Source organism: Aggregatibacter sp. HMT-949 (genome assembly GCF_041734645.1).
In the GTDB taxonomy this organism is placed as follows: Bacteria; Pseudomonadota; Gammaproteobacteria; order Enterobacterales; family Pasteurellaceae; genus Rodentibacter.
In genome coordinates this window covers 934,206-959,157 of the sequence record NZ_CP162010.1, presented here as the reverse complement: position 1 = coordinate 959,157, position 24,952 = coordinate 934,206, and the positions used below count along the sequence as shown (strand labels likewise).

Sequence of the window (24,952 nt, the reverse complement as noted above, 5' to 3'; positions counted from 1 at the left end):
AATAAACGACAATAGAAATAAACAACAATGGAAACAAAATGAACAACCAAGACAACTGTTTAACATCCCTTAAACTCGGACAAAAAACCGAATACGCCGCCAACTATGATCGCACCTTATTACAGCCCGTACCGCGCGCGTTAAATCGCGACGCTTTGGGCATTACCGATGCACAACCGTTTACAACCGGCGCGGATATTTGGACGGCTTATGAAATTTCCTGGCTAAACCAAAAAGGCTTGCCACAAGTGGCCATCGCCGATATTTATTTGGATTATCGAAGCCGAAATTTAATCGAATCAAAAAGTTTTAAACTCTATTTAAATAGCTTCAATCAAAGTAAATTCGCCGATTTTGAGCAAGTTGCGCATACCATGCAACGAGATTTAAGTGATTGCGCGCAAGGCGAAGTCAAGGTGCGGTTAAATCCGCTGGCATTTTATGACGGCCAAATCATTAAATCGCTACACGGCGAATGCATCGACGAGCAAAATATCGAAATTCGCGATTATGAATTTAACGCTGAGTGGCTAGAAGATTGCGTGTCTGATGAGATCGTAGAAGAATATTTAGTCAGCCATTTGCTAAAATCTAACTGCTTGATTACTCATCAACCGGATTGGGGAACGCTGCAAATTCACTACGTCGGCAACAAAATCGATCGCGAGAAATTATTACGTTATATCGTGTCATTCCGCCAACATAACGAATTTCACGAACAATGTGCGGAACGTATTTTCTGTGATTTAATGCGTTATGCCAAACCGCAAAAACTCACGGTTTATGCCCGTTACACGCGTCGCGGCGGTTTGGACATTAACCCATTCCGCTCAAATTTTGAAACCATTCCGCAAAATTTACGTTTAGCCAGACAATAGAGATCGTTATGTCGAACATTCATTTTATTAATCCGAAAGGTAGCATGGATCAGCTTTCCCATCTTGAAGTGGAACAGCTAACTAAAACCGCACAATCAGATTTATATCAACTCTATCGCAACTGCTCGCTCGCCGTGCTGAATTCCGGTGCGGTAACCGATGACAGTCGCGCGCTGTTACAGCAATATGCCGATTTCGATATTCATCTGATTGCCCGTGAACGCGGTGTGAGTTTGGAACTGCATAATCCGCCGGAAAGCGCTTTTGTGGACGATAAAATGATGCTGAACATTCAATATCATTTATTCGCCGTATTGCGCGATATTTTGTTCGTCAACGCGCTGCATCAACATGAAAAATTGCAAGACAGCAAACAAATCACCAACCAAGTATTTTCTATTTTGCGTAATGCGAAAGCCTTGATTGTGGGCGAACATCCAAATCTTGTCGTGTGTTGGGGCGGCCATTCGATTAGCGAAGTGGAATATCAATATTGTCGCCAAGTTGGGCTGGAATTGGGTTTGCGCGAAATGAACATCATCACCGGTTGCGGTACGGGCGTGATGGAAGCGCCGATGAAAGGCGCGGCAATCGGACATGCCAACCAACGCTATCAACACAGCCGTTTTATCGGCATTACCGAACCGTCGATTATCGCTTCCGAACCGCCAAATCCGATTGTCAACGAGTTAATTATTATGCCGGATATCGAAAAACGCTTGGAAGCCTTTGTGCGCATGGGACACGGTATTTTAATTTTCCCCGGCGGCCCGGGTACATTTGAAGAATTATTATATGTACTGGGGGTAAAACTTAATCCGGAAAACAAAGCGCAACATTTACCACTGATTTTGACCGGCCCGCAAGAAAGTGCGAATTATTTCGCAACAATTGATCGCTTTATCGGCGATGTATTGGGTAAAGACGTGCAAAAACTGTATACGATCATAATTGATGATGCCACAAGTGTCGCCCGTCATATGAGAAAAGCGATGGGAGATGTGACAACGCAACGTCGTCAAACCAATGATTCCTACTGTTTTAATTGGTCGCTTAAAATCGATCCGCGTTTGCAACAACCTTTCGAGCCGACTCATGAAAATATGGCGAATTTAGCCTTGCATTTTAACCAATCAAAAATGGATTTAACCGCCAACCTGCGCCAGGCTTTTTCCGGTATTGTGGCAGGCAACATTAAGCCGCAAACACAAGACGATATCACCCATTTCGGCAAATTTAAGCTGCACGGAGACCGCACTTTAATGGAAAAAGTGGATAAACTACTGGAAGATTTTATTCAGCAACATCGAATGAAATTGCCGACCGGAAAAGCTTATGAGCCTTGTTATGAAATTGTGAAGTAAAGAAGACTTCGCCGGTAGTAACTTGCTTAATCGTTCAACATTCAAAATAGCACCGCATTGAAGCCCCTAAAATAGGGGCTTCGCGTTTTCGTTTTTTAAGCCCGATGAAATGAAGCTTTTGACGATGCCGGCAAATCTGTTTACGCCGCCGCGATACAAAAAAAACTAAACTTGTTTCAAATCATTCGCCTGCTGTAATAACTGGCGGCTTTCTTTTAAGAATTGCTCAGAGTAATCGCCGAACCATTCACGGACTTGGCAGAAAGCATCAATAAAGCCTTGTCGGTCGCCATTTTCAAAAAATTCTAAAGCCTCTTCATAAGTCTCTTTCAAACTTTCGATCACATCAAGGTTTTCCGCTTTATCCATGATAATGTCAGCGTAAAGTTCGGCATCTTGTGCAAATAGGCGGCCGATCATAGCCAATTCTAAACGATAAATTGGAGAAGAAAGCGCGAGCAAATTCGCTAAATTTACCGGCTGCTTGGAAAGATGTAGGCCATTAGCGAAGGTGGCGAAGTGGCGCAGGGCTTGCACGTAAGTCATATTATGATCGTGTTCGGCGGCGTCTGTTTGATAAATTTTCGCGCCCCAAATTTGGATTTGCTCAAGCAGCCATTCGTAACGTTCGGCAAAACGCCCATCGCAACGTACCACCACTTGTTTCGCCATGCTAGTGATATCCGGCCCGAACATCGGATGCAAGCCCACCACTGCGCCGGTATGCACTGCCAACATTTTGGCAAGCGGTTCGCGTTTCACGGAAGTGAGATCTGCCAGTAACATATTTTCACTGAGATACGGTTTTAATCGTTCAATAGTGGCAAGAGTTTGATTAATGGGTACCGAAATCAGCACCGCATTGGCGCCTGCTAAAATCTCTTTTGCGTGTTCCCAATCATTGCGATCTAATATTGTGACAGGATAACCGGAAGCGCGTAAATAACGGGCAAATAAGCCGCCGAGTTTTCCGTTACCGCCTACGATAACGATTTTCTGAATATCCGGATTGACGGTTTTAAAACCAAATCGGTTTTCATTGCTGTAGGATTCGCGCATAAAACGGCGCAACACGTCTTCGATTAAATCGGCTGAAATACCGGCTTTTTCCGCCTCTTCGCGGCGCGCTTTAAGCATATCAATTTCGCGTTGCGGTGCATAAATCGGCAAGCCATGTTGATGTTTAATTTTGCCAATCTGTGAAACCAACTCAAGGCGTTTGGCAAAAAGTTGGATAAGTTTGTGGTCAAGTGCGTCAATATCGGCACGTAAATCTTTAAGGGCTTCCATAATTCACCTGTAATTTTTTGTTTACAATACTTGTAATGAATAAATTACAGGAAAGACTACTGGAATTTCATTAGAAAGGCAAATAAATTATGAAAAGAGAAATATCTAAAAGAAATCCGTTATTTCCTCAAATTTTATCTGATAGTTTATTTTATAATCGATTTAATAAAATCGATAAATCTATCGTAATAACGAATATCCGATAATTCTTTTTCATAAAGTAATCTATTTTCTAGCCTAGAATAATCTCTTTTACTTAGCTTATTCGCTAAAATTTCTGTTAATTCATCTTGATTATTTACATTAAACGTAAAAATTAAAGGAGATTTATTATTAAAATAGCTATGTCCAAAATTATTTGCCATAATAATCGGCACGCCGGTTGAAAGCGCTTCTATAATAGATAAATCAAAATAGCTTTGTCTATTCGCATTAATGACATAATCGACAGAATTATACCAACTAATCGGATCTTTAGAAAAACCGACATCTATAATGCCGTCCTCTACAATTTTTTCACCTTTTCCAACAATATAAAGTTGTAAGTTCTTATTCTTTTTCCTTGCTTTTCTAAAACTTTCTAAAATGAGATCAAATCCTTTGATTTCATTTCGTCTTTAGAGGCATTTCAAAAAAACGCACTAATTAATAAAAGTTTTTTTATAAATAATTTACTAGTCTTACCGGTCTAATCACACAATCCTGCCCGATTTGTGCAATTCCCAAAAATAAATTCTCGGCAGAAAACAAGCGTACTTGGCCTTGTAATTGTTGCCGGTTGGTAAATTTCAGGCGCTGACCAAAGCCAATCGCTCTACTCTGCTCCGCAGTCAAATGTAAGGTCGGCAGTTTGGCAACTGCACTATCCGTCGGCAATAAATGCGCATCCAACAATGATAGATCCTGCCGCTCTGCTAATCTTTGCAACTCATCCCAAGTCATCATTTTTTCCGTCGGATAATTCGCCACAGCGATTCTGCGTAGCATGGTTACATGAGCACCGCATTGAAGGGCTTCACCTAAATCATCGATTAAGGTACGAATATAAGTACCTTTTGAACAATATACTTCAAGCGTTAAATAAGGCGCTTCATATTCAATGAAGTTTAGTTCAAAAATCGTAATGGGGCGTGCTTCACGGGCCACGGTAATGCCTTGACGCGCGTATTCATATAATGGTCTGCCATTATGTTTGAGGGCGGAAAACATGGTCGGCACTTGCAAAATACTACCGCGAAACGCCTCAAGTGCGCTCAAAATTTCAGCGGTACCTACATTTACCGCACGAGTTTCTACAATCTGCCCTTCTGCATCGGACGTATCGGTTCGCTCACCTAATTTAGCCGTCACAACGTAACGTTTATCCGCATCTAATAAGAACTGCGAAAATTTAGTCGCTTCGCCTAAGCAAATCGGTAACATTCCGGTCGCTAATGGATCCAACGCGCCTGTATGGCCCGCTTTATTTGCTTGGAACAGACGCTTTACTTTCTGCATAATGTCGTTAGACGACATACCTTGCGGTTTATCCAGTAAAAATACACCATCAATGTCACGGCCTTTTTTACTTGGTCTAGACACGATTAATCCTCTTTATGTTTCGCTTCGTCTTCACGAATGACGTTAGAAACAAGATTTGACATACGCATTCCTTCAACCAACGATTCGTCATAAATAAATCGAATCTCCGGTACGATGCGCAAACGCATCGTTTTGCCAAGCAATGTGCGAATATAGGGGGCTGCTTTTTCCAAACCTTTCATGCCTTGTGTAATCGTCTGTTCATCGTGATCAAATAAGAATGTGACGAAAACTTTGGCATACGCCAAATCACTAGACACTTCCACATCGGACACCGTCACCATGCCAATACGCGGGTCTTTGACTTCACGTTGTAAAATTACCGCAATTTCTTTTTGGATTTCTTGCGCGACACGGTCGCTACGTTTAAATTCTCGAGCCATTGAATTTCTCTATTTTTATTTTAATATCTGGTTTCACCGATGGTGAAATCCTGACTTAATAATACAAAATCGGTCTTCACTCCCGTAAAGACCGAATCATTAATCATCGTTTAAAACTAGATCGAACGTTTAACCTCAACGACTTCGAACACCTCAATCTGGTCACCGACTTTCACGTCGTTGTAGTTTTTCACACCGATACCGCATTCCATATTACTACGCACTTCGGCAACATCGTCTTTAAAACGGCGGAGCGATTCCAATTCACCCTCAAAAATAACTACGTTGTCGCGTAATACGCGGATTGGATTGTTACGTTTTACGACACCTTCAGTCACCATACAACCGGCGATCGCACCGAATTTCGGATGACGGAACACATCACGCACTTCAGCAAGGCCAATAATTTCTTGTTTGAATTCCGGCTCTAGCATACCGCTCATTGCCGCTTTGATTTCATTTAACAATTCATAAATGATGGAATAATAACGTAAATCGATGTTTTCTGCTTCAATCAGGCGACGTGCTGATGCGTCGGCACGTACGTTAAAACCGATAACAATCGCATTAGACGCAGCTGCTAAAGTTGCGTCGGTTTCGGTGATACCGCCCACGCCGGAGCCCACCACTTTCACTTTCACTTCATCTGTTGAAAGTTCGTTTAAAGATTGAACGATGGCTTCTACGGAACCTTGTACGTCCGCTTTTACGATAACGTTTAATTCCGCCACATCACCTTCCGCCATATTACTGAACATATTTTCTAATTTGGCTTTTTGCTGACGCGCTAACTTCACTTCACGGAATTTACCTTGACGGTATAACGCCACTTCACGCGCTTTTTTCTCATCGCGCACCACGGTGGCTTCATCCCCTGCCGCCGGCACACCGGAAAGTCCAAGCACTTCCACCGGAATAGACGGGCCGGCTTCGTTGATTTCTTTACCATTTTCATCGCGCATTGCACGTACGCGACCGTATTCAAAACCGCAAAGGACAATATCCCCTTTGTGTAAAGTACCGGATTGAACCAAAATAGTTGCAACCGGACCTCGACCTTTGTCAAGATAAGACTCGATCACTACACCGCTCGCCATACCATCTTTTACGGCAGTTAATTCTAAAACTTCCGATTGAAGTAAAATCGCATCTAACAATTCATCAATCCCTGTTCCCTTCTTAGCGGAAACCGGTACAAATTGCACTTCACCACCGAATTTTTCAGAAATGACTTCGTATTGCAACAATTCTTGTTCTACCCGTTCAGGATTGGCTTCTGGCTTATCAATTTTATTTACTGCAACCACTAGCGGTGCGCCCGCCGCTTTAGCATGTTGAATCGCCTCAATGGTTTGTGGCATCACGCCGTCATCGGCAGCTACTACGAGAACCACAATATCGGTTGCTTTCGCACCACGCGCACGCATAGAAGTAAAGGCCGCGTGTCCCGGTGTATCTAAGAAGGTGATCATTTTGCCGTCATCCATTTCAACGTGATACGCACCGATGTGCTGAGTGATCCCACCCGCTTCGCCAGCTGCCACTTTAGCTTTACGAATGTAATCAAGCAGCGATGTTTTACCGTGGTCAACGTGGCCCATAATAGTGACAACCGGCGCTCGGGTCACTTTTTCCGCGTTCACGTCACGATCACCCAATACAGCTTCTTCAAGTTCGTTTTCGTTACGAAGAATGACTTTGTGCCCTAGTTCTTCCGCCACTAATTGTGCGGTTTCTTGGTCAAGCACTTGGTTAATGGTCACCATTTCGCCCATTTTCATCATCGTTTTAATAATTTCAGTAGCCTTGATTGCCATTTTATTGGCAAGCTCGGCAACAGTGATCGTTTCGCCGATAATTACATCCGCTTTCACTGCTTGAACCGGTTTGGTGAAGGCTTGTTGCAAAGCAGCGCCTTTCTTACCGTTTTTACCTTTACCTAATTTACCGTCTTTTGGATTTCTACGATTGGATTCCCGTTCATTTCTGTTATTTTTACTATTGTCATCGTCGCGTCCGCCTTTTTTCGTTTTCGCTACTCTATTTTTGCCTCTACCGCGATTTTCATTACGACGCTCCTCTTCATCTTCGGCTTCGAGAGCATATCTTGAGCTTAGATTGTAATCGGCATAATCTTCGGAAGAAGAATCATCGTCGGAGTTATCGGAATCCGCATAGCGTTTAGCTTCCTCTGCAGCACGGCGAGCTTGTTCCTCGGCTTTTTGGCGAGCTAATTCTTCCGCTTTACGACGAAGTTCGGCTTCTTCTGCTTTACGTTTTTCTTTTTCAGGATCAACAGATTTCGCTTTAGATTCGACCGTACTATTAGCGGCTTTTACAGATTTGGCTTGTGCTTTAGCTTTTTCTGCCGTCGTTTTTTTCTCTTTTTTGACTTTTTCCGCTTGAACGCGGGCTTTTTCTTCCGCCTCCGCTTTTTTAGCATCCGCATCTTGTTGCGCTTTTAGTTTTGCTGCTTCTTCCTCTTTTTTGGCTGCATCAGTCTGAACCGTACGTTTTTTACGTACTTCCACTTGCACCGCTTTGCTTTTACCACTTGTGGTCGTTGCACTTACCGTGGTCTTAGTTCTGCGTTGAATACTTAATTTCTTTGGTGCTTCTGTATCCGTTTTTTTTACTTCATCAGTCATTCTAAACTCTCCTTACTCTTCGCCGAACCAACAGATATTACGCGCCGCCATAATTAAATCGGCCACTTGTTCAGCACTTAATTCTTCAATATCCGTTAAATCATCAACCCCCTGCTCGGCGAGTTCTTCAAGGGTAGTAATTTGTTTTTCCGCCAATTTGAAAGCAATATGACGATTCATCCCGGCAAGATTTAATAAGGCATCTTCAATATTGGCTTTTTTCAAAACTTCTTCTTCCGCTACTGCCGCTGCAGTAATTGCATTTTTTGCGCGAGTTTGCAGTTCTTCAACCAAATCTTCGTCTTCTAAACCGTCAATTGCAGTTAATTCGCTCACTGGCACGTAAGCAATTTCTTCTAAATTAGTGAACCCCTCGTCCACCAGAATTTGAGCGAATTCTTCGTCAAGCTCTAAGCTATCCATAAAAAGATCAATCACTTTTCTGTCTTCAGCTTGATGTTTTGCCGTTAAATCATCGGTGGTCATCACGTTTAATGTCCAACCGGTCAATTGAGTGGCTAAACGTACGTTTTGACCGTTACGGCCGATGGCTTGCGCCAAATTGTCGGCTTCAACCGCGATATCCATAGAATGATTATCTTCATCTACGATGATGGAAGAAACATCAGCCGGCGCCATTGCATTAATCACGAATTGCGCCGGATTGTCGTCCCAAAGCACGATATCGATACGTTCGCCGCCCAATTCATTAGTGATCGCTTGAACACGTGCGCCACGCATACCGACGCAAGCGCCTACCGGATCGATACGCTTGTCGTTTGATTTTACCGCGATTTTTGCACGAGCTCCCGGATCACGTGCAGCACCGCGGATTTCAATCATTTCCTCACCAATTTCCGGCACTTCGATGCGGAATAATTCAATCAACATTTCAGGTTTTGCACGGGTGACAAATAATTGAAAGGTTTTGCTTTCCGGATTAACTTTATAAAGTACGCCACGAACGCGATCGCCCGGCCGAAAATTTTCACGCGGCAACATATCCTCGCGCATAATCACGGCTTCGGCCTTGTTACCTAAGTCTAAAATAATGCTGTCGCGATTTACTTTTTTCACCGTGCCGGTAACAATTTTGCCTTCTTCGGAAAGGAATTGTTCGACGACTTTAGCGCGTTCCGCTTCACGAATTTTAGTGCTGATCACTTGACGTGCAGTTTGCATTGCGATGCGGTCGAAAGCGATAGATTCGATTTGATCTTCCACATAATCACCGAGTTGAATAGCCGGATCTTCAAATTGTGCTGCTTCCAAAGTTATTTCTTTGGTCGGCACTTTTACTTCGTCCACCACTAACCAACGACGGAAAGTGTCGAATTCACCGGTTTTCGGATTAATTGAAACGCGAATATCGGTTTCGTATTCGTATTTTTTCTTAGTAGAAAGCGCAATCGCACTCTCTAACGCTTCAAAAATTTTCTCACGCGGTAATAACTTCTCGTTAGATACCGCTTCCGCCGCCAATAAAATTTCTTTACTCATTTTTCTTTTTCTCCTTTTTAAAATTTTGCCACTACATTCGCTTTTTGAATGTTACCAAAAGCAAACGTCTGTTCTTGACCATCAACGTTCAAGATCAGCATATCGTTTTCAAGGCGTTCCAATTTACCTTGCCACTTGCGTCGCTCCATCACGGGAATACGCAGATGAATCGCAATATCTTGCCCCAGGTAACGCCCGTATTGAGCTAAACTGAACAACGGACGATCTAATCCCGGCGAAGACACTTCCAAGTTATATTTATCCGCTATCGGATCCTCGACATCCAAGATCGCACTGATTTGACGACTAACATCGGCACAATCATCTACGCTGACACCCCCTTCTTTGTCGATAAAAATACGCACAGTCATGAAACGACCTGTACGCTGACATTCAATGCCCCAAAGTTCGCAGCCCAAGTCTTCCACTGCGCCTTGCAACATTTCGTGTAAATTTTGTTCTAATGTAGCCAATTTTCGCTCCTGTTATCGATGATTCGTTTAGCTCCGCTTACGGAGGTAGCACAAGCAGAAGATATTTAATAGGGTTCAATGCGGTGCTAATTCGCAACTTCGTTGTTCTTCACTTCTTCTATAATTAAAAATTAAAGAAGCCAAGTCTTCTGTTCCGCGCTAAATTTCAGGCGTAAAAAAAGGGTTAGGTTCATAGAACCTAAGCCCAGTTTCTAAATTTCTCGTATAAAAAAACCCCAATTTGGGGTTCTTTTTACTGAACTTGTTATTGGTTGCGGGGGCCGGATTTGAACCGACGGCCTTCGGGTTATGAGCCCGACGAGCTACCAAGCTGCTCCACCCCGCGTCCGAAATATGCGGCGTATTATAATGAGCGAAATCAAAAGATCAAGCGATTTTTACGAAATCTTCAAACTTTTGTGAAACCTTAAAATTTTGTATTGTTGGGCGGTTAACATACGACGTGCGGTTTTTTACTTAAAAACCCATCCCCGTACCGATACCCAAACCGACGCCCACGCCGTTACTACCGCCTCCGACGCCGATGCCACCACCAAACGAACAAGCGACTAAAAAAGCCGACAATACTAAAACAGAAAAGATTTTTTTCATGGTGCTTCCTTTTAATGAATAAGTTCAAACAAACGATAAATTGCAATTAAATCTTTTTTTGCGAAGGGTTTGAAAGGAAAAAATAAATAATAGAGCCAACGAAAACGAGTTAAATAATTGATCATTATCGCCCAATTTCTCCCATTACAATGGGCTTGATAATAAGTGACAATTTCCGTTATCAGGCGGTCGGAAATGGAATCTTCACGGCACAAACTATTGAAAAAAAATAATGTATCACGCGTTATTAACCAATCGTTATTTTGACTGTTCGAACGAGATTCAAAATCTAAAAACGTAATTTTGCCGTTATTCCACGTAATATCACGTACCGCCGGACGTCCGTGCACAAGCCCCCGCTGATGTAAGTCGATCAGCGCTTGGGCTGCATCGGACAAAATACGAAATTTTTGTGCCTGCGAAAGTGCCGGCTCGTCCATCCAATGAGAAATGCTAAAACCCGCATCCTCCAGTACAAAAAAATCATCGCCGTAATAAACCACATTGGGCACTGGCGCTTGTTGTCGCGCTAAATCAAGCAACACGTGCAATTCATTGATAAACGATTGTTTCGGATTCGGTTTTAACAGCAACCAAATGCCGGACAGTTTTTCCGGCTGTTTCAACCAAAAATCCCGCCCTTGATAACTAAATTTATAAACTCTACTATCTTTATGCACGTCTCTTAGTTGATCAACATAGGCGCGAAAGCTCGCATTCATTATTTCCACTCCAACCGTTCAGATTACGACCGTTCCTAAAAAAGGTTCGCTATTGTACGGATTTATTTTTATCTTTCAACTTAGCGCCGCTCACTCAATTACGGAAAAATGTTTAACTCCTCCGAGAGCACCGCATTGAACGCCCGCAAAATAACGCACGAATGGGCAAATAAAACGCTGATTATTTTGCGTCGAAGGAATTTAATGAAATGACAACTTTAAAACCCATCACCTTGCCGCTAGCCGTAACATTTTCTAAACGAACCTTAAAACGATGTAATTCGGCAATGCGAAAAACGATTGATAATCCCAGCCCGCTTCCCTTTTCATTTTGTCCCGCGGGTCGATAAAAACGTTGTCCCAATTGCATCAAATCGGTTTCCGATACGCCGCCACCGTTATCTTCTATCACGATATGATCTTTCGTTAAAATTATTTTCACATAAGCGCCGGATTTCGCATATTTAATCGCATTATCAATAATATTTCTCAACATTTGATAAATCAAAAGCGGCTGCCCGTTAAGATGAGGCGGAATGCCTTTCTCTTCAAAAATTAACTCAATGTCGTATTTTTGCGCATTGAAATAAAGCTCGCCAATTAAAGAAGAAATCGTTGCTTGCCAATTTATCGGCGCAACACCTTCCAATTCCTGTAAATTGTCCAAGCGGGACAACATTAAAAGCTGTTCGATTAATTGGGTAGCGCGATCTATGCCTTGAGTTAAATTGAGCAATGCCTGAGCGCGTATTTTTTCATCATCACCGGCAAGTTGCGCCACTTCCGTTTGAATACGTAATGCCGCAAGCGGACTGCGCAATTCGTGTGCTGCATCGGAAATAAAGCGTCGTTCTCTTTGCAACATTGCCGATGTACGCCCTAAAAATTGATTTAAATTTTGAACTAAAGGTAAAATTTCCGTCTGAATTCGTGTCGTTTTAAGCAACGAAACATCGTCCGGCCGTCGTTGTTGAAGTTCTCGACTTAGGTGTTTTAACGGCATCAGTTCTCTTCGAATAAACCATGCCAAAATTCCTAACAAAAGTGGCAAACCGGTAAACCAAATCCACATTTGGCCGAAAATCATTTGATTGACCAATTCTTCACGGTATTCCAACTCTTGCCCCACGACGACGATTAAATTGCCGCTTCCGACGGGTTGCCAAAATAATCGCCAATCATCGTCATCACCTTCAATTTGATTTTGACTGAAGCCGATTTTCGCTTCAAAAATAAATCTGTCGCCGTTATCGCCGTCGCTCAATACGCGTTTTCCTTCCTTAGTAAAAACCGCAAAAGCCAGCGCATCGTCATCATAATGCCTTTTATAAGGCTTAAAACCACCGTAATGGGAATCCGTTGACCGGTTTAATAACAAATGTTCCAAATCAGAACTTGCCAAGCGTTCGGCAAAAAGGATTTGTTGCGCATCAAATACATCATTGACTTCTTTCTTCGTTTGCAGCCAAGCGACGCCTGTTGCGATAAGCCAAATTAAACACGAAGTCGCAGATAAGATTAGCATCAAACGAAAATTAAGACTTTTCTTCGCCATTTTCCTGTCCCAACGTATAACCCACACCGTGAACGGTACGGATAAATCCTTTACCCAATTTTTGACGAAGATTATAAATATGCACATCCAAGGCGGCACTACTAATATCTTCATCCCAAGTAGATAATTTTTCTTCAATCACGGAACGCGAAAGCACGCGATCTTTGTTTAGCATAAATAACTCGAGCAATTTATATTCTCTGGCGGTTAAAGAAAGCGCTTTGCCGTTCAGTTCAATGCGGTGCTGATTTTGATCCAGAACCACATTCAAGTGGTTTAATCGCGCCGCACTATGTCCACAACTACGACGAATTAAAGCCTGCAGACGCGCGGCTACTTCAGCTAATGCAAAAGGCTTGCAAAGATAATCGTCGGCGCCTTTCTGCAAGCCTTTTACTCGTTCATCTAAGGTATCTCGAGCCGTTAAAATAAGCACAGGCACAGTTTGATTATTGGCCCGCCATTGTTGTAATACCTCTAATCCGTCCATTTTAGGCAAAGTCAGATCCAATACCACCGCGTCATAAGGCGCCGAATCAAGTGCTTGCGCACCGGCTTTCCCGTCGGTAAACCAATCGACAACAAAACCGGATTGACTTAATCCAATTTGTAACCCGTTACCGATTAGGGCATCATCTTCAATTAATAAAATTCGCATAATATCGATCGTACTTTACTCGTTAATCCAAAAACAAAATGGTGAGCATTATACTCACCATTTTTCATCTTAGTTTGCTTTTTCTAAGCGATACACTTCAACTTCTGCTTTCTCAAAGGCTTCGTTATCTAATTTTCCACTGATACGGATTTTATCTTGCGGCCCAACGTTTAAGCCGTTCCATACGCGTTTTTTGATTTCTATTTTAATTTGCTCGGAACCATCGGTGAAAAGATATTCGTCATCATCAATTTGCTTAGTGATATTTCCCACTAAAGTTACCATTGAATTATCTTTTGCGGATAAGGCTTGTTTCACGCTGATAACTTCTGCGACCGGTTGTTGGAAGCCGCCTTGAGTACCGGTGTTATCGTTAAAACCTGCAAATGCACTTGAAGTTGTGATTGCCAAGATTGCCACTAATGTTAATTTTTTCATAAATTTTCCTCTAAATAAAAGTTAATAGGTTGGTTTATCAAAGCACCATCGCTTTGTTGAGATGAATTAAACAATATAAATCTTAAGTAATTCTTAAGAGACCGTCACTTTTTTTAATTAAGAAAAAAAGCTGGCAAAGCCAGCCTTTTCAATGCTTCAATGCGGTGCTAAAACCACTAGTGAAAGAAGAATTTTACTCTTCGTTTAACAATTTCAATTCCCGGTTGCGAACTTGATTTTTCAAGATTTCCGCAAATTCTTCTACCGTAAACGTACCTAAATCCGTACCTTTACGAGTACGAACGGCAATTTTGCCTTCCGCCACTTCTTTGTCCCCACAAACGAGCATATAGGGCACGCGACGTAAGGTGTGTTCACGGATTTTGAAACCCACTTTTTCGTTACGAATATCCGCTTTTACGCGTAAACCGGCATTAGAAAGGGTTTTCACCACTTTTTGCACATAGTCTGCTTGGCTATCGGTAATATTCATCACGATTGCTTGAGTCGGGGCTAACCAGGCCGGGAAAAAACCGGCGTATTCTTCGGTAATGATACCGATGAAGCGTTCAATTGAACCTAAAATTGCACGGTGAATCATCACCGGTGTTTTGCGGTTGTTGTCTTCCGCAACATAGGTTGCGTCTAAACGCCCCGGCAAGGCAAAGTCTAATTGTACCGTACCGCATTGCCATTCACGACCTAAGCAATCACGCAATGCAAACTCAATTTTCGGGCCATAGAAGGCACCTTCGCCCTCTTGAATTTCATATTCAAGACCATTGTGTTTTAGCGCGTTCGCCAAACCTTCTTCCGCGCGATCCCACATATCATCGGCACCGATACGTTTTTCCGGACGGGTTGAAAGTTTCACGTAAATATCGGTGAAGCCAAAAGTACTATAAATGTCGTAAACCATTTTAATACAGCTGGTTACTTCGCTTTCAATTTGGTCTTCAGTACAGAAAATGTGGGCATCATCTTGAGTGAAGCCACGTACACGCATTAAACCATGCAAAGAACCTGATGGCTCATTACGATGGCAAGAGCCAAATTCCGCCATACGGATCGGTAAATCACGGTAAGATTTCAAACCTTGATTGAAGATTTGAACGTGTCCCGGACAGTTCATTGGTTTAATCGCATATTCACGGTTTTCTGATTGTGTAGTAAACATCAAATCGCCGTAGTTTTGCCAGTGTCCGGTTTTTTCCCATAACACGCGATCCATCATAAACGGACCTTTTACTTCTTGATAATCGTATTCTTTTAATTTAGTACGTACGAAGGTTTCCAATTCACGGAAGATTGTCCAACCATCGTTATGCCAGAACACCATACCCGGCGCTTCTTCTTGCATATGGTATAAATCTAACGCTTTACCGATTTTACGATGATCACGTTTTGCGGCCTCTTCTAAGCGTTGTAAGTATTCCGCTAATTGTTTTTTATCTGCCCATGCTGTACCGTAGATACGTTGTAACATTTTATTTTTACTGTCACCACGCCAGTATGCACCTGCAATTTTCATTAGTTTAAAGTGGTGGCAAAAACGCATATTAGGTACGTGCGGGCCGCGGCACATATCGATATATTCTTGGTGATGATATAGCGCCGGCGTTGCAGTGCGTTCGATGTTTTCATCTAAAATCGCCATTTTGTACGGTTCACCGCGTTTTTCAAAGGTATCACGCGCTTCTTGCCAACTGACGCGTTTCTTCACCACGTCATAATTGGTTTTCGCCAATTCCAACATGCGTTTTTCGATCGCGTCCAAATCTTCTTGGGTTAAAGAGCGGTCTAAATCCACGTCATAGTAGAAACCATTTTCAATCGTTGGACCGATTGCCATTTTCACATCAGGGAATAATTGTTTGATGGCGTGACCAAGCAAGTGTGCGCAAGAGTGGCGGATAATTTCTAAACCGTCTTCATCTTTTGCGGTAATAATTTCTAAAGTGGCATCTTGCTCAATAATGTCACACGCATCACGGCGTTCACCGTTTACGCGGCCTGCAATGGTTGCTTTGGCAAGGCCTGCTCCGATATCTTGCGCCACTTCAAGCACAGAAACAGGACGATCGAATTGACGTTGGGAACCGTCAGGTAAAGTAATAATTGGCATTGTTTTTTCCTTAATACAGTGGTCACCCATACGAAAGGTGACGTGTTCATTTAAAAATTTTACAAAACTAACCGTACTTTTTCGCCGAATCCGCTTCGCTCCTACTATTGAACGGCAAAACTCGGGATAAAAGTGCGGTCGCGAATTCTATCATTTAATGTGTGGCTTGTTAAATCGTGCGCGCATATTTTCCGAAAACGAAAAAATACTTTTCGTAAATAAAACTTTATCTCTGAAAAATAATCGCTAGAATGAGCGCACTTTTTTACGCCCCATTATTTCAAAGGAAACAAGATGAGCAACGTATTAGTCTTAAAATCCAGTATTCTTGCGGACAATTCTCAAAGCAACAAATTAGCCGATTATGCTATCGAAAAATTACAAGGCAATAACATCGTAGTACGTGATTTAGCACAAAACCAATTACCACAATTTGATGCAACGGCGACAACAGCCGTACGCGGTGAACCAAAAACTAATGAAGAAAAACAACTTCTTGCGCTTTCTGACGAACTCGTCACCGAATTAAAAACGGCAAATGTCGTTGTAATCGGTGCACCGATGTACAACTTAAATATCCCGACACAATTAAAAGCTTATTTCGATTTTATCGCACGCCCGCGTGTAACCTTTCAATATACTGAAAATGGCCCTCAAGGTTTATTAAAAGGCAAAAAGGCCATTGTGTTATGTACATTCGGAGGCTTATATGATGAAAAAAATATCGTTACTCAATACATGAAAGCGATTTTAGGCTTTGTGGGCATTACGGACGTGCAATTTGTCTATGCGCAAGGTATTGGCTTCGGTGCCGAAGCAATTGAGAAGGCCATTCATCTCGCTAAAGTGGAAATCAACGATATTATCCGTTCACTTTAATCTCTTTATCGCAAAGCCATCCTTATGATGGCTTTATTTTTAAATTTTGAAAATCCGCTTGACTTATTTTTTCTGTACTAGTCTAATAGTACAAAATTTCAAAAAAGGATTTCATTATGTCACATCATGCTTTTATTGCGGTGACCACGCAACCGGTTCCTTACCATGCAGATACCACCGCAATTTTTAACACCCTTTGCAATCATCCCAATACGCTCCTCCTCGACTCCGCTGAAATCGGCAGTAAAAACAGTTTACAAAGTCTAATCTTAATTAACGCCGCAGTAAAAATCACCTGTTTAGGCAACAACGTCACATTTAAAGCCTTAAATGCCAATGGCAAACAAGTGTTAAAAGAAATCCAGCCGATTTTAACCGCACTTACGCAGTCAAAAGGCAGTGAAAGTGCGGTCAATTTTGACGATAAATTTTCTGTGGATTTTGCACCGCTGGATAATCAATTAGACGAAGACAGCAAACTCCAATCTGCGACAATTTTTGACGGTTTGCGTGTGATTTCCAATCTTTATCAACACAGTCAAACACCGGTATTCTTAGGCGGTTTGTTTGCTTATGATTTGGTCGCCAATTTTATTCCGATGAACGGGATTGCCTTAAAAGACGATGGCATTCATTGCCCGGATTACAGTTTTTATCTTGCCGAACATCTCATTACGATTGATCACCAAAGCCAACAAGCCACGCTAAAAAGTTTTTGCTTTGCGCAAGAAGAACAAGTGAATGTGGCAAAAACCGCCCTTTCCATCGCACAAAATTTAAAAAATATCGACAATGTGCTTTCCATTAAATCCGCCAGCGATGAAGTGAAAACCAATTTTGACGATCCGGAATTTACCGGCATTGTGAAAGCCTTAAAACATCATATTAATATTGGCGATGTGTTCCAAATTGTGCCGTCGCGCCGTTTCTCTCTTGCCTGCCCGAATGCGCTCGCAAGTTACGCGCAACTTAAACAAAATAACCCAAGCCCTTATATGTTCTATATGAACGATGAAGAATTTATTTTGTTTGGCGCCTCACCTGAAAGTGCGCTCAAATATGCGCCTGAAAATCGTCAATTAGAAATCTACCCGATTGCCGGCTCTCGACCGCGTGGTTTTGATGCTCATGGCAATATTGATGCGGAACTCGATGCCCGTTTAGAACTTGAACTTCGTCTTGATCACAAAGAACAGGCAGAACATTTGATGTTGGTGGATTTGGCGCGTAACGACATCGCGCGCGTATGCCAAAGCGGTACGCGTAAAGTCGCTGAATTAATGCAGGTGGATCGCTATTCGCACATTATGCACTTGGTTTCACGCGTAATCGGCAAACTTCGCCCTGAATTAGATGCCCTTCACGCTTATCAAGCCTGTATGAATATGGGAACGCTTACCGGCGCACCGAAAATCAAAGCCATGCAGTTAATTTATCAGTTTGAGCAACAAAAACGCCATAGCTACGGCGGCGCCGTGGGTTATCTCACATCCGACGGGCGTTTTGATACCTGTATCGTCATTCGTTCTGCCTTTGTGCAAAATGGCATTGCGCATGTGCAAGCGGGTTGTGGTGAAGTATTGGATTCCGATCCGCAAATGGAAGCGGACGAAACCCGCCACAAAGCCGCTGCGGTATTAAAAGCCATTCGTCAAATCAATACACAAGCAAAATAAGGAAGGCAAATTATGGCAAATATTCTTTTTTTAGATAACTTTGATTCCTTTACTTACAATCTTGTGGATCAATTCCGTGTGTTGGGGCACAGCGTGAAAATTTACCGCAACGACTGCGATTTGGATCAGCTCGTGAGCACCGCATTGAACACGCCTGACACCGTGCTCGCGCTCTCCCCCGGCCCCGGCACGCCGGCAGAAGCGGGGATTTTATTGCCGTTGATTGAACGTTTGAAAAATCAGGTACCGATTGTCGGCATTTGCTTAGGTCACCAAGCCTTAATTCAAGCCTTTGGTGGCAAAGTGGTACACGCCGGTGAAGTGCTACACGGTAAAGTATCCCGAATCACACACGACGGCGAAGCCATGTTTAAAGATCTTGCCAACCCAATGCCGGTGGCGCGTTATCATTCCCTAATGGGGCAAGACTTACCGCCGGAATTTATCGTCAACGCAGAATACAACGGCATTATTATGGCAATCCGCCACCGTGAATTACCGATCTGCGCCTTCCAATTCCACCCGGAAAGCATTTTAACCGTGCAAGGATCGCAGTTATTGCAACAATCGATTGAGTGGTTGTTGAATAGATAAATGTAGGGCGGACTAAATTCCGCCGAAAATAATCGATAACAGCGGCGGACTAAAGTCCGCCCTACGAATAATAACCTATTGATAAAAATGCTAAAATAATGCAAACAACTTTTACGGAGATTTTATGGTAGTAGCAATGCAACAACGAGAAGAGCTTCAACGCCGTATTTGGCAAATCGCTAATGATGTCCGGGGCGCTGTTGATGGTTGGGATTTTAAGCAGTATGTTTTGGGTACACTTTTCTACCGCTTTATTAGCGAAAACTTTGCTAATTATATTGAAGGTGGTGATAAAAGCGTGAACTATGCTGGCTTATCTGATGACATCATCACGCCAGAAATTAAAGCAGATGCGGTAAAAACCAAGGGTTATTTTATTTACCCAAGCCAATTATTTAAAAATGTCGTGGCGACAGCCAACACTAATCCGAATTTAAATACAGATCTAAAAAGCATTTTTACAGATATCGAAAACTCCGCTACTGGCTACCCTTCCGAACAGGATATCAAAGGCTTATTTGCTGATTTTGATACCACTAGTAACCGATTGGGCAATACCGTTGCCGATAAAAACAGCCGTCTAGCCGCTGTATTAAAAGGCGTTGCCGAGTTAGATTTTGGTGACTTTGAAGATAATCATATCGATTTATTCGGCGATGCTTACGAATTTTTAATTTCCAACTATGCCGCTAATGCCGGTAAATCGGGTGGTGAGTTCTTTACACCACAATGCGTTTCCAAGCTAATTGCTCGACTGGCTTTATATGGACAAGATAAGGTCAATAAAATTTACGACCCTGCGGCGGGTTCGGGGTCTTTATTATTGCAAGCGAAAAAACCATTTGATGAACACATCATCGAAGAAGGATTCTTCGGGCAGGAAATTAATCACACCACTTACAACCTTGCCCGTATGAATATGTTTTTGCATAACATCAACTACGACAAGTTTGATATCGCCCTTGGCAACACCTTAATGAATCCGCAATTTGGTGATGATAAACCCTTCGATGCTATTGTCTCTAATCCGCCTTACTCCGTGAAATGGATTGGCTCTGACGACCCAACGCTAATTAACGATGAACGATTCGCCCCTGCCGGTGTACTTGCGCCAAAATCCAAAGCGGACTTTGCCTTTATTTTGCATGCGTTAAGTTATCTTTCAGCAAAAGGCCGCGCGGCGATTGTCTCCTTCCCCGGCATTTTTTATCGCGGCGGTGCCGAACAAAAAATTCGTCAATATTTGGTGGATAATAACTATGTAGAAACGGTGATTGCCTTAGCGCCCAATCTCTTTTTCGGCACCAGTATTGCAGTGAATATTTTGGTGCTTTCCAAACATAAACCCAATACTCAAACCCAATTTATTGATGCCAGCGGTTTATTTAAATCCGCCACTAATAACAATATTTTGGAAGAGGAACATATTGAGCAAATTCTCAAACTGTTTGCCGATAAAGAAGATGTGCCGCATCTAGCCAAATCCGTGTCCTTTGAAGAAATCGTCAACAATGAATACAACCTTGCGGTGAGTTCTTATGTGGAGCAAAAAGACACCCGAGAAGTCATTGATATCGATAAACTCAACGCAGAAATTAAACAAACCGTTGCTAATATTAACCGCTTGCGCGCGGAAATTGACAAGATTGTGGCGGAGATTGATCAATAATTAGATAAGGAAATAGAATGGCTATTTATAAAATATTCTGTGATGAAAGTTGTCATTTAGAACATGATGGATCTGATATTATGGCAATTGGAGCAATTCATTGTTCTGCAGAAAAAGCAATTGAGTTAAGTAAATCAATTAAAGCATTGAGACATAAACACAATTACTTACCGGAACTAAAATGGAGTAAGCTAAATAAGCAACAGTGGAATCTCTACCGCGATCTAATTGATCTCGTTTTAGATAATGAAGAAATTCATTTTAAAACGACTGTCGTAATGAATAAAAAGTCTTTAAATCACAAAATCTTCAATGAAGGCTCACACAATAATTTTTACTATAAAGTACTCTATTACACAGTACGAGATTTCTTAGAGAAAAAAAATATTTACCGTATTTATTTAGATTATATGGATACATTGGGTGCAGATAAATCTAAGAAATTATGCGAAGTATTACAAAATGGTACAAACTGGGATTTAAAAGCAGAAGTTACAATCGTGCAATCTTATCAGGTACAAATTATTCAACTTTGTGATTTATTAGTCGGGGCTATCGCTTATAAGAACCGAACTGATATTGACCATAAAAGTGCGATAAAAAAACAATTTGTAGAATATTTGGAACAAAAACTATGTCATCCTTTAGACATCACTACTGTACCTTGGGAAAAGCATTTTAATATCTTCCGTATGCAACCACAGGGAAGAAAACGATGCTAGATGAGATATTAGAATTAAATAAAATTGAAAGTGAAAATTTATTTAATTATTTATATTCCATTTTCCATTCAGACTTTGTAGAAAATAAAACTTATTTAGCTGAAAAAATTTATATAGACCCTAAATCGCACGATTTAGAAGATAATAAAGAAAAAGTCTTTTGGCATCTAATCTCACGAGAAGAAAAAGAACTCTATTGGGAAAATGGCATAACGAAATTTCGTTCACTTGGTCGCTATCCTGATTATAGACGGGCCGAAAGAATTGGCTGGGTGAAAGAGATTCTAGAAAATCATACTCATGAAAAAATTAAGCTTTTTTATCATCGTGAAAGTAACAAAAAACGAGACATTCGCTTATATTTATGGGCTTATGAAGAAGATTTTGTTGTGATTTTACAGAAACTAGGTAAATCCTCTTCATTCTTAGTGACAAGTTTTTATATTGATCACCAAGGAAAACGTGATGATTATCAGAAACGCTACGAAAAATACCGAAATGGTGATGAAACCTTGAAAGGGTGCGAATGGTTCTAACGATAGAGAAATGGTCGCCTATTGTAAGCCGGGCGAACGGCTACCTCTTTCTACTAAAGAGTAGGTGAGCTGGTAGGATTATAGTTATTCAGTAACAATTAGGCAAGCTTTTTCTGACTCTTGAAAATTTTATGATCATGTATAGTATTCAAAACAGATTAAAATCCAACAGTCAACTAAAAGTTGGCTGTTCAACATTTGTAGGGCGGACTTCAGTTCGCCGAGAATATCAATACCACTGTTGCCAATATCGACCGCTTGCGTGCAGAAATTGACAAAATTGTGGCTGAGATTGAGGGATAAAATGTAGGGTGGGCTTCAGCCCACCAATTTACGATAACAGGCGGTGGGCTAAAGCCCACCCTACGAGGAGCAACAAAAATACAATGAAAAACAACCGCACTTTTTTAGAGAAATTATTGGATGGGGTTGAGGTTGAGTGGAAGCCCTTAATTAAAGTAGCCTCTTTGACAAGAGGGAGAGTTATATCAAAGGAATATTTAGCTGATCATTTAGGAGATTATCCGGTATATAGTTCTCAAACTGTAAATAATGGTGAAATTGGAAAAATAAACTCATTCGACTTTGATGGAGAATTTGTTAGTTGGACTACTGATGGTGCTAATGCAGGAACAGTATTTTATCGGTCAGGAAAATTCTCAATCACAAATGTTTGTGGCTTGATAACAATTCAAAATAACCTTGAACTAAACTATAAATTTTTATTTTATTGGCTTTCAATTGAAGCAAAGAATCATGTTTATTCAGGTATGGGAAATCCCAAATTAATGAGCCACCAGATGGAAAAAATCCTAATCCCCATCCCCCCACTCTCTGTCCAAACCGAAATCGTAAAAATTTTGGACGCATTGACAGCGCTTACCAGCGAGCTTACCAGCGAGCTTATACTACGCCGGAAGCAGTATGAATACTATCGGGAGAAATTGTTAAGTGAAGAAGAACTTGGGAAGGTTGGATTTGAGTGGAAAACGTTGGAAGAGCTTGTTGAAAAAACTCAAAATATAAGATGGCAAAACAATACTAAAACATATCGCTATATAGATTTAACGTCTGTAGATAGAGAAAATAATAGTATTACTGGAACTATTGAGATCAATGCTCTAAATGCACCTAGTAGAGCACAAAAAATAGTCAAAGAAAATGATATTATCTTTGCAACAACCAGACCAACACAGCAACGTATTGCATCAATTACTAAAGAATTTTCAGGTGAAATAGCGAGTACAGGATACTGTGTGTTACGAGCTAATACAGATATTGTTTTACCAAAATGGTTATTTTACTTTTTATCTACCATTAACTTTAAAAATTATGTGGAAGAAAATCAAAGTGGATCTGCATATCCTGCAATCTCAGATTCAAAAGTAAAGGAATTTAGGATACCTGTTCCCGATGTAACTATCCAGCAAAGTATTATTGAAAAGTTAGATAAATTCTATGGTCTAACAAACTCATTACTCCATGGTTTACCAAAAGAAATTAATAACCGTACAAAACAATACTTATATTATCAAAAAGAGTTACTAAATTTCAAAGGCGAAGATTTATGAGTAAAAAATTATCAGAATTATCTCAAGATTTAATGCAAGACGAAGGGAGAGTTCATTTAATTTATGCCTTCAATGGAGTAGGAAAAACAAGGTTATCAAATGAATTCAAGAAGCTAGTTCAATCATCTACATCTATAGATGATAATAGAAAAATAATATATTACAACTCGTATACTGAAGATATTTTTCATTGGAATAATGAGAGCCCGATACCAACATTAAATATCCATAAAAATAAATTTATTGATTGGGTAAACAATACATTACATGAGGATGAAAAAGAAGAAATAATTTTAAACTTTCAAAGATATATAAATAATAATAAATTAACCCCTAATTTTGATGAAGACTTTTCTAAAGTTATTTTTTACTATGCTAGTGGAGACACTCAAGCAGAAGAAAAAATTAAAATATCAAAGGGGGAAGAAAGTAATTTTATATGGAGTATCTTTTACACCATTTTAGATAAAGTAAAAAGTAGCTATGAAGAGTCCGATGATAGGTTTGAAACTATTGAATATATTTTTATCGATGATCCAGTTAGCTCTTTAGATGAGAATCATTTGATAGAACTAGCTATGGATTTGGCAAAAATAATTAAGATCATAAAATCCAAAGTAAGAGTAATAATATCAACACACAATCCATTATTTTATAATGTATTACATAATGAATTTAAGAAAGACAAGTATAAAAAATATTTTCTAGAAAAATATGAAAATGGAACATACGCTCTAATTAAACAAGATAATGATCATCCATTTTCTTACCATATTTATTTAAGAAAAGAAATTCAGAAAGCCATAGCTAATGGAACTCTACAAAAATATCATTTTAATTTTCTCCGTAATCTCCTAGAAAAAACATCTACTTATCTTGGATATAAAGGATGGAAAGATCTCTTAGAAGCCATTAATAAAAAAACAGGCAATGATTTTAAGCCTAGACTAATTGATCTAAATAGCCACTCAGCGCATTCAAGCGAAGAAACTTCAAATTTAAGTGATTCTGATAAAAATGATGTAAAAAAATTAATTAGGGCTATTGATGAATTCTGCAATTTCGTGGAATAACACTA

The 24,952-nt window shown here is 40.9% G+C and carries 23 protein-coding genes and 1 tRNA gene; 10 read left to right on the top strand and 14 right to left on the bottom strand.

The features are described from left to right. Positions 1-38: 38 nt before the first annotated feature. Both queF and ppnN read left to right on the top strand, forming a co-directional pair. Positions 39-878, top strand: coding sequence for an NADPH-dependent 7-cyano-7-deazaguanine reductase QueF (gene queF, locus AB3F25_RS04460; RefSeq protein ID WP_373604295.1), 840 nt, complete (start codon positions 39-41; stop codon positions 876-878). A gap of 8 nt (positions 879-886) precedes the next feature. Next, the gene (gene ppnN / locus AB3F25_RS04455; protein WP_373604294.1) at positions 887-2,242 is read left to right on the top strand and encodes a nucleotide 5'-monophosphate nucleosidase PpnN; all 1,356 of its coding nucleotides are present in this window, start codon (positions 887-889) and stop codon (positions 2,240-2,242) included. A gap of 165 nt (positions 2,243-2,407) precedes the next feature. Here ppnN and tyrA read toward each other — a convergent pair whose 3' ends face one another. From tyrA to thrS, 14 genes are all read right to left on the bottom strand, one after another. Beyond that, positions 2,408-3,532 carry a bifunctional chorismate mutase/prephenate dehydrogenase gene (tyrA, locus tag AB3F25_RS04450; protein ID WP_373604293.1) on the bottom strand — a complete coding sequence of 375 codons (1,125 nt, stop codon included), beginning with the start codon at positions 3,530-3,532 and terminating at the stop codon, positions 2,408-2,410. A 146-nt stretch (positions 3,533-3,678) separates the two neighbouring features. Then, positions 3,679-4,137 carry a glycosyltransferase gene (locus tag AB3F25_RS04445; RefSeq protein WP_373604327.1) on the bottom strand — a complete coding sequence of 153 codons (459 nt, stop codon included), beginning with the start codon at positions 4,135-4,137 and terminating at the stop codon, positions 3,679-3,681. 55 nt (positions 4,138-4,192) lie between these two features. Continuing rightward, positions 4,193-5,113 carry a tRNA pseudouridine(55) synthase TruB gene (truB, locus tag AB3F25_RS04440; RefSeq protein WP_373604292.1) on the bottom strand — a complete coding sequence of 307 codons (921 nt, stop codon included), beginning with the start codon at positions 5,111-5,113 and terminating at the stop codon, positions 4,193-4,195. A gap of 2 nt (positions 5,114-5,115) precedes the next feature. Further along, complete coding sequence (rbfA, locus tag AB3F25_RS04435) at positions 5,116-5,496, bottom strand: 30S ribosome-binding factor RbfA (protein ID WP_373604291.1); 381 nt, start codon at positions 5,494-5,496, stop codon at positions 5,116-5,118. A gap of 116 nt (positions 5,497-5,612) precedes the next feature. Beyond that, positions 5,613-8,144, bottom strand: coding sequence for a translation initiation factor IF-2 (infB, locus tag AB3F25_RS04430; protein WP_373604290.1), 2,532 nt, complete (start codon positions 8,142-8,144; stop codon positions 5,613-5,615). Positions 8,145-8,156: 12 nt separating this feature from the next. Then, positions 8,157-9,644 carry a transcription termination factor NusA gene (gene nusA, locus AB3F25_RS04425; protein WP_373604289.1) on the bottom strand — a complete coding sequence of 496 codons (1,488 nt, stop codon included), beginning with the start codon at positions 9,642-9,644 and terminating at the stop codon, positions 8,157-8,159. A gap of 17 nt (positions 9,645-9,661) precedes the next feature. Continuing rightward, complete coding sequence (gene rimP, locus AB3F25_RS04420; RefSeq protein WP_373604288.1) at positions 9,662-10,117, bottom strand: ribosome maturation factor RimP; 456 nt, start codon at positions 10,115-10,117, stop codon at positions 9,662-9,664. A 269-nt stretch (positions 10,118-10,386) separates the two neighbouring features. Beyond that, a tRNA-Met gene (locus AB3F25_RS04415) sits at positions 10,387-10,463 on the bottom strand. A gap of 131 nt (positions 10,464-10,594) precedes the next feature. Continuing rightward, positions 10,595-10,729: a hypothetical protein gene (locus AB3F25_RS04410; RefSeq protein WP_373604287.1), complete on the bottom strand. Its 135-nt coding sequence runs from the start codon at positions 10,727-10,729 to the stop codon at positions 10,595-10,597. Positions 10,730-10,740: 11 nt separating this feature from the next. Then, a complete protein-coding gene (locus AB3F25_RS04405; protein ID WP_373604286.1) occupies positions 10,741-11,451 on the bottom strand; it encodes a hypothetical protein in 711 nt (236 codons plus the stop codon). A gap of 181 nt (positions 11,452-11,632) precedes the next feature. After that, the gene (gene qseC / locus AB3F25_RS04400; protein WP_373604285.1) at positions 11,633-13,006 is read right to left on the bottom strand and encodes a quorum sensing histidine kinase QseC; all 1,374 of its coding nucleotides are present in this window, start codon (positions 13,004-13,006) and stop codon (positions 11,633-11,635) included. Continuing rightward, the gene (locus AB3F25_RS04395; RefSeq protein ID WP_373604284.1) at positions 12,987-13,664 is read right to left on the bottom strand and encodes a response regulator; all 678 of its coding nucleotides are present in this window, start codon (positions 13,662-13,664) and stop codon (positions 12,987-12,989) included. The genes qseC and AB3F25_RS04395 overlap by 20 nt, the downstream gene beginning before the upstream one ends. 69 nt (positions 13,665-13,733) lie before the next feature. Then, positions 13,734-14,102: a YgiW/YdeI family stress tolerance OB fold protein gene (locus tag AB3F25_RS04390; protein WP_373604283.1), complete on the bottom strand. Its 369-nt coding sequence runs from the start codon at positions 14,100-14,102 to the stop codon at positions 13,734-13,736. A 193-nt stretch (positions 14,103-14,295) separates the two neighbouring features. After that, complete coding sequence (thrS, locus tag AB3F25_RS04385) at positions 14,296-16,227, bottom strand: threonine--tRNA ligase (protein WP_373604282.1); 1,932 nt, start codon at positions 16,225-16,227, stop codon at positions 14,296-14,298. A 294-nt stretch (positions 16,228-16,521) separates the two neighbouring features. Between thrS and AB3F25_RS04380 the strand changes: the two genes are divergently transcribed. The 8 genes from AB3F25_RS04380 to AB3F25_RS04345 all read left to right on the top strand — a co-directional run bounded on the left by AB3F25_RS04380 (position 16,522) and on the right by AB3F25_RS04345 (position 24,947). Beyond that, positions 16,522-17,106 (top strand): FMN-dependent NADH-azoreductase, encoded by a 585-nt coding sequence (locus AB3F25_RS04380; protein ID WP_373604281.1) that lies wholly within the window; start codon positions 16,522-16,524, stop codon positions 17,104-17,106. 116 nt (positions 17,107-17,222) lie between these two features. After that, positions 17,223-18,782 (top strand): anthranilate synthase component I, encoded by a 1,560-nt coding sequence (gene trpE, locus AB3F25_RS04375; protein WP_373604280.1) that lies wholly within the window; start codon positions 17,223-17,225, stop codon positions 18,780-18,782. A gap of 12 nt (positions 18,783-18,794) precedes the next feature. Further along, the gene (locus AB3F25_RS04370; protein ID WP_373604279.1) at positions 18,795-19,376 is read left to right on the top strand and encodes an aminodeoxychorismate/anthranilate synthase component II; all 582 of its coding nucleotides are present in this window, start codon (positions 18,795-18,797) and stop codon (positions 19,374-19,376) included. A 124-nt stretch (positions 19,377-19,500) separates the two neighbouring features. Then, on the top strand, positions 19,501-21,045 hold the full coding sequence (locus tag AB3F25_RS04365) for a type I restriction-modification system subunit M (protein WP_373604278.1): 1,545 nt from the start codon (positions 19,501-19,503) through the stop codon (positions 21,043-21,045). Between the two features lie 17 nt (positions 21,046-21,062). Next, complete coding sequence (locus AB3F25_RS04360) at positions 21,063-21,767, top strand: DUF3800 domain-containing protein (RefSeq protein ID WP_373604277.1); 705 nt, start codon at positions 21,063-21,065, stop codon at positions 21,765-21,767. After that, the gene (locus AB3F25_RS04355; protein ID WP_373604276.1) at positions 21,761-22,303 is read left to right on the top strand and encodes an RlfB protein; all 543 of its coding nucleotides are present in this window, start codon (positions 21,761-21,763) and stop codon (positions 22,301-22,303) included. Before AB3F25_RS04360 ends, AB3F25_RS04355 begins: the two co-directional genes overlap by 7 nt. 386 nt (positions 22,304-22,689) lie before the next feature. Further along, positions 22,690-23,874: a restriction endonuclease subunit S gene (locus AB3F25_RS04350; RefSeq protein ID WP_373604275.1), complete on the top strand. Its 1,185-nt coding sequence runs from the start codon at positions 22,690-22,692 to the stop codon at positions 23,872-23,874. Then, on the top strand, positions 23,871-24,947 hold the full coding sequence (locus AB3F25_RS04345; RefSeq protein WP_373604274.1) for an AAA family ATPase: 1,077 nt from the start codon (positions 23,871-23,873) through the stop codon (positions 24,945-24,947). The genes AB3F25_RS04350 and AB3F25_RS04345 overlap by 4 nt, the downstream gene beginning before the upstream one ends. Positions 24,948-24,952 lie beyond the last annotated feature (5 nt).